The organism is Streptomyces sp. NPDC054770, assembly GCF_053611985.1.
In genome coordinates this window covers 69,517-81,465 of sequence record NZ_JBSHBL010000043.1, presented here as the reverse complement: position 1 = coordinate 81,465, position 11,949 = coordinate 69,517, and the positions used below count along the sequence as shown (strand labels likewise).

The following is an 11,949-nucleotide window of genomic DNA, read 5'->3' as shown; positions in this document are numbered from 1 at the left end:
CCCGATGACCGCCGCACCTGCCCCGCCGGGACGCCCCGCCACCGCCACCGAGCGCCAGTTCTGGTTCGCCGAGCGCATCGCGCCCGGCTCGCCCGCCTGGCGGGTCCTCAGCGCCGTACGCATCGACGGCGCCGTGGACCGCACGCTGCTCACCGAAGCCGCGGGCCGCGTCGTCGCCCGCCACCCGGCCCTGCACTCGGTGTTCACGCCGGCCGGCGGCGACCTGTGGTGCGCCCCCGTGGCGCCCGTCGCCCCACCGCTGACCGACCTCCCGCCCGGCGCCGGCTTCGACACCGCCGCCGGCCTGCTGGCCCGCACCGGCCTGCTCGACATCGCCGCCGGCCGCCACGTCGTCCTCGGCCTGTCCCCGGACGCGGCCGACGCCGCGAGCGCGACCCTGTACGTCCTCACCCACCACCTGGTCCACGACGGCCTCTCCCACGAGGTGTTCACCGCCGACCTGGCCGCCGCCTACGCGCGCGCCGCCACCGGCGCCCCCGAGCCCGCCCCGCCGTCCCCGGCGCCACCGCTACCGCTCGACCCGGGTGCCGAGGCCGAACTCACCGCGTACTGGCGCACCGCGCTGGCCGGTGTGCCCGACCTGCCCGGTGCCGACGACGGCCCCACGCAGCGCGAGCTCGCCGAGGCCGACCCGGTCGGCCACCCGGTCGCCTTCCCCGACGGCGCCGCACCGGCGGTGAAGGCGGCCGGCCGAGCCCTGGCCTGCCCGCCCGTCGCCGTACTGCTCAGCGCCTACGCCCAGGCCCTGCACGACCTCAGCGGCGCCGACGACTTCTGCATCGGCACGCCCGTGTCCAGCCGCACCCCGGACCAGGCGGACGCGATCGGCTGCCTCCTGACCACCCTGCCCGTGCGGGTCCGCCGCCCGGCCGACCCCGGAGCCTGCGCCCGTGTCTGGGAGGCCTTCGCCGACGGGCTGCTCCACATGGACCTGCCGCAGGACCGGCTGATCGGCGCCGTGCGCGGCAGGCCCGGCCGCCGGCTCCCGCTCTACCAGGCGCTGTTCGCGTACGAGAGCTGGCCGCGCCCCGTCCACGACGCCGGCCCACTGCGGCTGCGCACCGAGCCCGTGGTCCCGCTCGGCGCGCAGGCCGAGATCCAGTTCCAGCTGGGCGAGCTGCCCGGGGACCGCCTCGCCGGTGTCCTCCAGGCGCCCGCCGGCGGCCTGTGGGCCGATCGGCTGCCCGCGCTGGCCGCCGCCGTCCGGCGCCGCCTCGCCGAGCTGACCGCCGTCGCGGCCTCCACCTCGGCCTCCGCCTCGGCCTCCGCCTCGGCCTCCACCTCCACTTCCGCCACCCACGAGAGGGGCTCTCGATGATGCGGGTGATGTGCCTGCCCTACGCCGGAGCAGGAGCCGGCCTGTACCGCCCGTGGAAGGGCCTCGCGGACGGCCGCCTCCAAGCGGTCCCTCTCCAACTGCCGGGCCGCGAGGAGCAGTTCTCCCAACCCTTCTATTCGTCCTTCGCCGAGGCCGTCGCCGACATCGCAGGGCGGGCCGTCGAGGCAGCCCGGGGAGAGCCGTTCGCGCTCTTCGGGCACAGCTTCGGCGGGCTGCTCGCCTTCGAGGCGGCCCGGCACCTGTACGACAGCGGCGGCCCCCTGCCCGAGCACCTCGTGGTCAGCGGCGCCCGCAGCCCCCGTCAGCGCGGCTACACCGGCCTCAGCGACGACGACGAGGAGGCCGTCGCCTCGCTGAAGCAGGACGCCCGGCGCGGCTTCGAGGCCCTCGACAACCCCGAACTGCGCGCCCTGCTGCTGCCGGTGATCCGCGCCGACATCCGCCTCCTCGAGCAGTACGGGGACGAGCGCAACCCGGTCGCCGGCCCGCTGCCCGTCCCGGTCACCGTGCTGCGCGGCGCGGCGGACTCCGTGGCCACTGCCGAGTCCAGCACCGACTGGAAGAACTTCACCAGCGCCGACCACACCGAGCTGGAGATGCCCGGCGGCCACCTCTACCTGCTGGACCACATGCCCGAGCTGTGGCGCGTCATCGAGGAGCAGCTGTGTCCCTGAGTCCCGTATCCGCCCCGCCGATTCCGGAGGCCGAGGACGGCGGCCAGAGCGCCCTGGCCCGCACCGGCCTGACCGACCTGCGTCGCGAGGACCCCGAACTGTCCGGTCTCCTCGACGCCGAGGTCCACCACCAGAACAACACGCTGGCGATGGTCGCCTCCGCCAGCACCGCCGACCCCTCGGTGCTGGCCGCCGCGGGCTCCGCGCTCGCCAACGTCACCGCCGAGGGCTACCCGGGCGCCCGCTACCACCCGGGCGCCGTCAACTTCGACGAGGTCGAACGACTCGCGGTGCGGCGCGCCACGAAGCTGTTCGCGGCCCAGTACGCCAACGTCCAGCCGCACTCCTGCTCCTCGGCCAACCTCGCCGTCCTCGCCGCGCTCATGCCGCCCGGCGGCACCCTGCTCGGCCTCGGCCTGGACTCCGGCGGTCACCTCACCCACGGCTCCCCCGCCTCGGTCACCGGACGCCACTACCGGGCGGTCGCCTACGGCCTGGACGCCGCGGGCCGCATCGACTACGACCAGGTCGCCGACCTCGCCGCGCGGCACCGGCCCACCGTCCTCATCGCAGGGGCGAGCGCCTACCCGCGCACCCTCGACTTCGCCCGGTTCCGCGCGATCGCCGACTCGGTGGGCGCCTACCTGCTCGCGGACATCTCCCACATCGCAGGCCTGGTCGCGGCGGGGGAGCACCCGAGCCCCGTCGACCACGCGCACCTGACCACCACCAGTACGTACAAGCAGCTCGGCGGGCCGCGCGGCGGCCTGATCCTCAGCGGGCGAGACCACCGGGCGCCGGGCCCCGACGGACACACCCCGCTGTTCCGGCTGATGCAGCGAGCGGTCTTCCCGCAGAACCAGGGCACCCCCGCCCCCGCCGCGATCGCGGCCAAGGCCCGCGCCTTCGCCCTCGCCGCCGAACCGGCCTTCGCGCGCACCGCGCACCGCACCGTCACCGGAGCCCGTGCCCTCGCCGCCGAACTGGGACGCCTCGGGTACCGCGTGCTCACCGGCGGCACCGACAACCACATGGTCCTGCTCGACCTGCGCGACACCGGTGTCACCGGCGTCGTGGCGGAGCGTGCCCTCGAGGCGTGCGGGATCCTCGTCAACCGCAACCGGATCCCCGACGACACCCGCCCGCCCCTGGTCGCCAGCGGCATCCGGCTCGGCTGCAACATCCTCGCCCAGCGCGGCCTGGGCCCCGAGCACATGGCCCAGTGCGCCGCCCTGCTGCACGACGTCCTCACCGCGACGACACCGCTGAACGAGACGGAGTTCCGTATCGACCCGCAGCAGCGCGCCCGACTGAGGGACCGGGTCCACGCCCTCTGCGCCCGCCACCCGCTCCGCTACGCGGCGGCCGCCCCCGCCCAGGACCTGTGGACAGGAGCCGCCCTGTGACGACCGCCGCCGCCGACACGGACTGGCCCCCCGTCGTCGTCCCCGCCGACCGGCCGCGCCGGGCGGGCGCCCGTCCCCGGGCCACCGGCCTGGTCCGCGCCGCCCTGCCCTGCTCCGACCAGGGTGGCCTCACCGGAGAACTGCTCGCAGCCTGCTTCGCGGCGCTCCTGCACCGGCTGACCGGTCAGGACCGCGTCGCGATCGCCGTCCCCGACGGCATCCGCGGCTACCACGTGGACCCCGGCACCACCCCGGCCGCCCTCGCCGGCGGGGCCCTCGCGCTCCCCGCCGACCTCGGCACCCCTCTGGTCGCGTTCGCCCACAACACCGCGGTGCCGACCGTCCCGCACGCCGAGCTGCATCTCGCCACCACCCTGGAGAGCGGCACCTGGTACGCCGAACTCCGCTACGAACCACGGCTGTTCACCGCGGACACCGCCACCCGGACCCTGTCCCGACTGCGCACCCTCGCCGCCGACGCGGCCCACGACCCGGCCACCCCCGTCTCCCGGCTCGCTCTCCTCGGCCCCGAGGAGACCCAGCGGATCCTGGTCGAATGGAACGACACCGCGGCCGACCTGCCGTACGACACCTGCCTGCACCGGGCGTTCGAAGCCCGTGCCACGGCACGGCCGGACGCCCCCGCCGTCGTCCAGGGGGAGCGCACCTGGACCTACGCCCGCATCGACGCCGCCGCCACCGGCCTCGCGGAGCGGCTGCGCGCGGCCGGTGCCGGCCCCGGCGCCCGCGTCGGCCTGTGCCTGGAGCGCTCCGCCGAACTCCTCGCCGCCGTCCTCGGCATCCTCAAGGCGGGCGCCGCCTACGTCCCGCTCGATCCCGACTACCCCGAGCAGCGGCTGGCCGCGATGCTGGACGGCACGTCCTGCACCGTCGTCGTCACGGACAGCGCCCGGGCCGCCGTCCTGCCCGCTCCGCCCCACGGCCGGACCCGCCCCGCCCTCCTCGTGGACGCCCTCCTCGACGCCCCCGCCCCCGCCCCGGTCTCCGGCGGGGTCCTGGCTCCCACGGCCGGCCCCGACGACCTCTGCTACGTGATCCACACCTCCGGCTCCACCGGAGCACCCAAGCCGATCGCGCTGCGCCACCGCGGCGTCGTCAACAACCTCGCGGACCTCAACTCCCGCTTCCAGGTGGGCCCTCAGGACCGGGTCCTGGCACTGTCCTCACCCAGCTTCGACATGTCGGTCTACGAGTTCCTCGGTATCACCGCGGTCGGCGGCACGGTGATCGTCCCCGAGCCCGACCACGCCAAGGACATCGCCCACTGGGCGCACCTGTGCGCCCGGCACGGCATCACCGTGTGGAACTCCGCCCCCGCCCTCCTCGAACTCCTCGTGGACCATCTGGAGCGCACCGGTGACGGCGCCCTCGACACGCTCCGCCTCGTCATGCTCGGCGGCGACTGGGTCCCCGTCTCCCTGCCCGACCGGGTCCGCGCGCTCGCCCCCGGCGCCCGCTTCATCGTCATGGGCGGCGCCACCGAGGCCTCGATCCACTCCACCCTCTACGAGGTCACCACCACCGACCCCGCCTGGACGAGCATCCCGTACGGACGCCCCATGGCCAACCAGCGCACCTACGTACTCGACGACGCCCTGCGCCCGGTGCCCCCCGGCGTGGTCGGCGAACTCCACCTGGCCGGCACCGGTCTCGCCCTCGGCTACCTCGACCGCCCCGACCTCACCGCGGAACGCTTCGTCGACTGGTCGTACGCCGGCGTCCACGACCGCCTCTACCGCACGGGCGATCTCGCCCGGTACCGCCCCGACGGCGTCCTGGAACTCCTCGGCCGCAAGGACTTCCAGGTCAAGGTGAACGGCCTGCGCATCGAACTGGGGGAGATCGAGGCCGTCCTGCGCGCCCACCCCGACGTCAAGGAAGCCGTCGTCCTGGCCCGGTCCGAGGCCGGCGGACAGCGCCTGGTCGGCCACGCCGTGCCCCACCCCGGCACCGCGCCCGAAGCCGCCGAACTCCGCGCCCACCTCGCCAGGTCCCTGCCCGCCTTCATGGTCCCGGCTGCCGTCCTCGTCCTCGACGCGCTGCCGCTCAACGCCAACGGCAAACTCGACCGCAAGGCGATCGGTGCCCTCGCCGCAGGCACCCCGGCAGCCCCGCTCCCAGCCGCCGGCGACGCCCCGACAGGACCGTGGGAGAAGCACATCGCCGCGGTATGGGCGGACGTCCTGGGCGTCGGGCCCGTCGGCCGCGACGCCGACTTCTTCGCCCTCGGCGGCGACTCCATGTCGGCACTGCGCTGCCTCGCCCGCATCGACGGCGGCCTGCGCTGGCCGGAACTGGCCCGCCACCCCACGGTACGGGCCCTCGCCGACCGTCTCACCGCCGCCGGCCGCACGCCCCCACCCGCCCCCTGAGGAGAACAGGACCGTGACCGACCGCCGCAGAACGCTCCCGGACGCCACCGACCCCGCCGACCCCCGTGACATCGGGCGGTCCTACGAGTCGGTGGTCCGCGTCGACAGCCAGTCCGGTAAGCCCGGTGTGGCCCACCTCCTCGAGTCCGCCCACGGACTCGACCTGCCGCGCCCGACGCGCATCGACTTCGCCCGCCGAGTCCAGCGCGTCGCCGACCGCGAAGGCGCCGAACCGACCGCCGCCGACCTCCGCGCCCTCTTCGACAGCTGCTACCTGACCCCGCCGGAAACGGCCCCGCAGCTCAAGGAGTTCCACGTCGAAGAGGCCGACGGCCGCGTCACCCTGGACGCCCTCGTCGTCGACCCCACCGGCCACGCCACCCGCCTCCTCGGCACCGGCCCCACCCCGGCCGCGGCCCACACCGCCGCACTCACCACCACCGGCCGGACCGTCACCCTCGACTCCCTGCACACCCATCCCGACCCCGCCGGCGCCGGCTGCGTCGCCTACGTTCGGATCACCACCGACGGACGCACGGGCTTCGGCGCGGGGATCGACACCGACCCGGCCGCGGCGCAGCTGACCGCGGTGACCAACGCGACGGCCGACGCACGCGCGGCGGCCGATCCCTCGACGGACAAGGAACGAACATGCGCATTCTCGTGATCGGCGGCTCGGTCTTCCTCGGACGGGCCTTCGTGGAGGACGCCGTCGAACGCGGCCACGAGGTCACCGTGTTCAACCGCGGAAAGTCGGGCCCGGACCTTTCCCGCACGCACAGCATCCACGGTGATCGCGAGAACCCGGCCGACCTCACCGCGCTCGCCGAGCACGGTCCCTGGGACGCCGTGATCGACACCAGCGGTCAACACCCCCGCACCGTCGGCCTGTCGGCCCGCGCGCTCAGCGGCCACGCCGACGCCTACCTCTTCGTCTCGTCCTTCCACGCCTATGCGGACTGGCCCGCCGGTCCCGTCGACGAGGACTCGCAGCGCCACCCCTGCGCGCCGGACGCCGCCGTCGACGACGTACCCGCCAACGCCCTGAAGGCCGGCTGCGAGCGGGCCGTCGAGGCCGGGTTCGAGGGCCGTACCGTCATTCTCAACCCCGGCCTCGTCATCGGCCCGCGGGAGGCCCCCGGCCGCCTGCTCTGGTGGCTGGAACGCATGGCGCGCGGTGGCGAGGTCCTCGTACCCGGCGGCCCCGACCGCCCGGTCCAGCTGATCGACGCGCGGGACATCGCGGCGTTCGGCATCCGGCTCCTGGAGACCGGGGACGAGGGCCGCTACCTCGTCGCGGGACCCCAGGGCACCGAGACCCTGGGCACCCTCCTCGACACCTGCGCACGCGTGACCGGCGCCGGCGCCCGACTCGCCTGGGCCGACGACGACTTCCTCCTGGAGCACGAGGTCGGACCCTGGACCGAGCTGCCGTTCTGGGCCCCCGACCAGCCGGCCATGGCCGGAGTCTGGTCGGCGTCCACGACCCGCGCCGTCACCGCCGGCCTGCGCTGCCGCCCGCTGGCCGACTCGGTCACCGACGCCTGGGCCTGGCTGCGCGAACGCGGACCGGCCGACGCGCCGTACCGCCAGGGGAAGGTCCCGCTCGGTATCGACGCGGACAAGGAAGCCGCCGTGCTCCGCGCCCGGGCACAGCCGAAGGGGCGCGACGAATGAGCAGCTCGCCCCAGCCTCGAAAGGCAGAACCTCGGATGACACCCCTTGGGCTCCACGAGTGGTTCGCGCGATCGGTCCGCGCCCACCCCGACCGCCCCGCGCTCCAGGTGGGCGCCGAGACATTCACGTACCGCGAACTCGACGCCAGGGCGGGCGCCCTGGCCGGCGAGATCGTCGCCCGCCACGGCGGTACGGTGCCGGCCCGGGTGGGCCTGACCACGACACCGGAACCGCTGACCTACGTCGGCTACCTCGCCGCCCTGCGCCTCGGCGCGGCCGTGGTCCCCCTCAACTCGGCTTTCCCACCGGCCCGTTCGGCTGTCATCGCGCACGCAGCCGCCCTCGACCTCACCCTCTCGGACGACCTCCTGACCCGCCTGCGATCCACCGGAGCACCCCACGACGCCCCGCCGCCCGCCACCGTCGCCCCCGAGGACACCGCCTACGTCCTGTTCACATCGGGCTCCACGGGCACACCCAAGGGCGTCCCGGTGACGCACCGCAGCATCGACGCCTTCCTGCGCTACGTGATCGAACGCTACGAACTCGGCCCCGGCTGCCGCATGGCCCAGAACATCGGCCTCGCCTTCGACCCGTCCGTCTTCGAACTGTTCGCGGCCTGGGGTTCGGGTGCCACGCTGGTGGTCCCGCCCCGCCGGGACCTCGCGAAACCGAGCCGGTTCGTCGCACGCGAAGGCATCACGCACTGGTTCTCCGTACCGTCGGTCATCACCATGGCCCACCTCACCGGCGGCCTCGCCCCCGGCTCGATGCCGACGCTGCGCTGGAGCCTGTTCGGCGGCGAACAGCTCACCACCCAGCAGGCCAGGGCCTGGCAGGCCGCCGCACCGCAGACCGTCCTGGAAAACCTCTACGGCCCCACGGAGGTGACCATCGCCTGTACCCAGTACAGGGTGCCCGAGCACGTCGCCGACTGGCCGCACACCGCCAACGGCTCCCTGCCCATCGGCCCCGTCCACCCCCACCTCGACCACCTCGTCCTCGACGAGGACGGCAACCCCGCCAAGATCGGCGAGCTGTGCGTACGCGGCGTACAGCGCTTCACGGGCTACCTCGACCCCGCGGACAACCACGGCCGCTTCCTCGACCCCACGGGCCGCCCCACCGACCCCCGCGAGCACTACGTCCCCGGCGACAAGGACTGGTACCGCACCGGCGACCTCGTCCAGACCCTGGACGGCGGAACGCTGGTCCACCTTGGACGCATCGACCAGCAGGTCAAGATCATGGGCCAACGAGTGGAAATCGGCGAGACAGAAGCGGTACTGCGCGACCAGGACGGCATCGAACAGGCCGCCGTCGTCGCCCTCCGCGGCCCCGACGGCCAAACCCGCCTCGAAGCCGCCTACACCGGCACCCCCCTGCCGCCCGCCCACCTCCGCCAGGCCCTGGCCACCCGCCTCCCGCGCTACATGGTCCCGCACCGCTTCACCCACCGCACCGCCCTCCCCTTGAACATCAACGGCAAACTGGACCGCCGAGCCCTGACAGCGGAACTGACGGAAGGCGAAGCCGCGGGCTGACGTCGCCCTTGGTACGACCTACCGGCGACGCGCAGGAGTCCGGCGTGATGAGCCCAGTCCAGCCACAATGCCGGTGGTGGGCCGAGCAGGAGACCGACGGTCAGCAGAACGAGGAGCAGGGGCGGGCCCATGAGCCCTCCGAGGACCAGACTGCCCTTGTCCACAACCGCCGCAGAGTCAGCCCCATCGGCCGCTCGTCGCCCCCGGCAGGACCGAGATCGGCCTGCTGGGTGGGCTGCCGGGCCTGGCGGCCTTCGTCGTGCTGATGAGCGAACGGCTGCTTCGCGGGAAGAGCGCGACGGAATCAGCCCGCAGTCCTGGCCAGACGGTGACGTGGTCGGCCGGGGGCCGAAGAGATGACGGACGAGCCGGTATCCGTCGTCCTCGTCCCGTGAACAGGTCGCCCTGTCAGGAAACTCCGGTGCTTCTCGAAACGGTCCTGAAGTCAAGTCGCGTGCTTCCGTGACCGGATACTGGTGACTTGGGAACTCGGGGCGACCGGCGGAGTATTTCTTCCGGAAAGTGATTGCGGTCGGTTCCCTGGCTCAACAGGTGAAACTCCCTCGTGGACGCCCGATCGCCAGTCGTCACCGAGAGAAGGACCCCATTCCATGTTCGCTCAGTTTCCTATGCTTCGGGTGCTGAACACCCCCCGTATATGCGCGTCCTGGATTTCCCGATGAGTTCCGCGGAATCGGCACCGGAAATCCTGCTGCCGACCGAGGCCCCGACCCTTGCCGCCGTTGTCGGGGAACTCGGCACATGGGCGGTGTCCGGAGACCCCGCGGTGTTCCCCTGCGCCGTGGTCCTCGACCACCTGCGGTCGGTCGGCAAGCACTTCCTGGCGGATGAACTGCTCGACCGGCTGCACACGATCCGCGGCTCCCTGCCCGACCGGCCCGGCCCGGATCGGCCCGACCGGCAGGACGGATCCTCGTTCCTGCGCGAATTCCTCGACGTCGTCCTGGACAAGCACGACGGCCGCTACGACTACCCCAGTTACACCGCCCTGTCGCTGCTGAGCCGGACCCCCCAGGGCGACTGGCACGAGGCGTCCCGGGCGCGGGACGAGACGCTGCTGCAGCTGCTCGCCGACCTGATCCGCTTCGAGCAGCAGGCGCTGACCGACGACCCGGCCGCGCCGCACGGCATGCCGCCCGAGCCCGAACTGGTGGCGAAGCGGACCCGGTTGGCCGTACGGGTGATGGAGCCGGCCGCCCTGCGCGTGCTGCCCCCCGGAGCCGTGGACGCCGCGGCCGTCGCCGCGGTCCCGGGACGGACCCCCGGCGGCCCCCTGGCGGCCGAGGTCCTGCGAACGGCCGCCCCGCGGCAGGCGCTGCGGCTGTCGGCGAGCGTGCAGCCGGTGTACGTCCTGCACGACGAGTACCTCTTCCTCCGCACCCTGCAGTCGTTCGAGACGACGTTCACCTTCATGTCGGCCGCCCTGGCCACGGCGGTGCGCGAGCTCGACGAGAACCGGCCCGAGGAGGCCGCCGCCCTCGTCGACACGGTGGCCGGTGTGCTCAAGGAGTCCCTCCCGCTGTTCTCGCTGCTGGCGACGATGCGGCCCGAAGCCTTCCGCGTATTCAGGGAGTTCACCGAAGGCGCCAGCGCCATCCAGTCGGCGGGTTACAAGACCTTCGAGTCGCTGTGCTCCACGCCGAGTGCCGCCCGGCTCTCCTCGGCCGCCTACACCTCCGTGCCCGCGGTGCGCGAGCGGGTGGTGAACGGACGGGCCACGGTCCAGGGAACCTGGCACGACCTGATCGCCGAACACCGCCTGGGAGCCACGGAAGAGGCCGCGCTCAGGGCTGCCGCCGACCGGCTGGAGTCGGTGCACCAGCGGTGGAAGCAGACCCACTACCGCCTGGCCGTACGGATGATCGGCGAGCGCTCCGGCACCGGATACACCCAGGGCGTGCCCTATCTGGCGGCGGTCCTCGACAACCGCCTGTTCCCGGCTCCGGACCGGCAGGGCGCCCTCGTCAGCTGACCCGGCCGGCCCCGACCCGCTCCGCACACCCCTGCCTGGAGGCGTCCACCACGATGAGCAAGCGAGCCCAGATCGGAAGGCCCGGGAAAGCCCGTCGGGTGATGAACCCGGACGAGACCAACCGGCTCTTCGTCTACGAGTACGACCGGGGCAGCAACTACGAACAGGACACCCGGCTGACGGCCGCGCTGTCGGCGCTGCTGCCGGAGGACACCCTGGTCCATCCGGACCAGCGGCTGTTCCAGACGGCGCATCTGATCACCGAGTACGCCTGGTGCGAGATGCACTACGAGATGCGCCGCGCGGCCGCCCTGCTGCGCGGCCGTGACTACCTGCTCGCCACCCAGATCCTGCAACGGGCGTCCGCGATGGGGGACGTGGCGGTGCGCGCGCTGGAGGTGCTCCTGGACTTCCTGCCCCAGGAGAGCCTGCTGACGATGCGGGACACGTTCCCGGAGAACACCACCGGGCTCGATTCGCCCGGTGCCCGCAACCTGCGCCGCGCGGCCGTGGCGCTGTGGCAGGAGATGGAGGAGGCCGTCACCCGCGAAGGCCTCGAGATGCGGCAGCTCGTCGTCGCGCAGGGCCGCGGGACACCGCCGGCCCGCGAGGACCGGGCACCCGACCTCGCTCTCGTCCGGCAGGCACTGCTCGGGCTCGACGGCGCCGTGGCCGCGTGGAAGCACCACCACCTGCGACTGGTGTGGTCCCAGCTCGGCGGCCACCCCGAGGGTGCCCCGTCCGCCGGCGAGGACAGCCGTGAGGGCCTGCCCAGGAGTCTGCGCGGCCAGTCCACGGCGGGGGTGCGCGCCATGTCCGACCGCAGCCTCTTCCCGAGGCTGTGGGACTCCGTGGACGACACCTACCGGGCCCTGGTGCCCGACGAGCAGACACCCGCCTGA

General features: G+C 73.7%; 9 protein-coding genes. All 9 read left to right on the top strand.

The window, feature by feature from the left end; all coding sequences use genetic code 11:
- Positions 1–4 precede the first annotated feature (4 nt).
- Positions 5–1,339, top strand: coding sequence for a condensation domain-containing protein (locus ACWGKQ_RS31660; protein WP_453295434.1), 1,335 nt, complete (start codon positions 5–7; stop codon positions 1,337–1,339).
- Positions 1,340–1,347: 8 nt separating this feature from the next.
- Positions 1,348–2,034: a thioesterase II family protein gene (locus tag ACWGKQ_RS31655; RefSeq protein ID WP_453295433.1), complete on the top strand. Its 687-nt coding sequence runs from the start codon at positions 1,348–1,350 to the stop codon at positions 2,032–2,034.
- The gene (locus ACWGKQ_RS31650) at positions 2,025–3,440 is read left to right on the top strand and encodes a serine hydroxymethyltransferase (protein ID WP_453295432.1); all 1,416 of its coding nucleotides are present in this window, start codon (positions 2,025–2,027) and stop codon (positions 3,438–3,440) included. The genes ACWGKQ_RS31655 and ACWGKQ_RS31650 overlap by 10 nt, the downstream gene beginning before the upstream one ends.
- Complete coding sequence (locus ACWGKQ_RS31645; protein WP_453295431.1) at positions 3,437–5,833, top strand: non-ribosomal peptide synthetase; 2,397 nt, start codon at positions 3,437–3,439, stop codon at positions 5,831–5,833. Before ACWGKQ_RS31650 ends, ACWGKQ_RS31645 begins: the two co-directional genes overlap by 4 nt.
- Positions 5,834–5,846: 13 nt before the next feature.
- Positions 5,847–6,500, top strand: coding sequence for an alpha-isopropylmalate synthase regulatory domain-containing protein (locus ACWGKQ_RS31640; protein WP_453295430.1), 654 nt, complete (start codon positions 5,847–5,849; stop codon positions 6,498–6,500).
- Entirely contained in the window at positions 6,485–7,510 is a 1,026-nt protein-coding gene (locus ACWGKQ_RS31635; RefSeq protein WP_453295429.1) for an NAD-dependent epimerase/dehydratase family protein, read from the top strand. The genes ACWGKQ_RS31640 and ACWGKQ_RS31635 overlap by 16 nt, the downstream gene beginning before the upstream one ends.
- 35 nt (positions 7,511–7,545) lie before the next feature.
- Positions 7,546–9,054, top strand: coding sequence for an AMP-binding protein (locus tag ACWGKQ_RS31630; RefSeq protein WP_453295428.1), 1,509 nt, complete (start codon positions 7,546–7,548; stop codon positions 9,052–9,054).
- Between the two features lie 679 nt (positions 9,055–9,733).
- The gene (locus ACWGKQ_RS31625; protein ID WP_453295427.1) at positions 9,734–11,047 is read left to right on the top strand and encodes a tryptophan 2,3-dioxygenase; all 1,314 of its coding nucleotides are present in this window, start codon (positions 9,734–9,736) and stop codon (positions 11,045–11,047) included.
- A gap of 53 nt (positions 11,048–11,100) precedes the next feature.
- Positions 11,101–11,949, top strand: a complete 849-nt coding sequence (locus ACWGKQ_RS31620; protein WP_453295426.1) for a hypothetical protein — start codon at positions 11,101–11,103, stop codon at positions 11,947–11,949.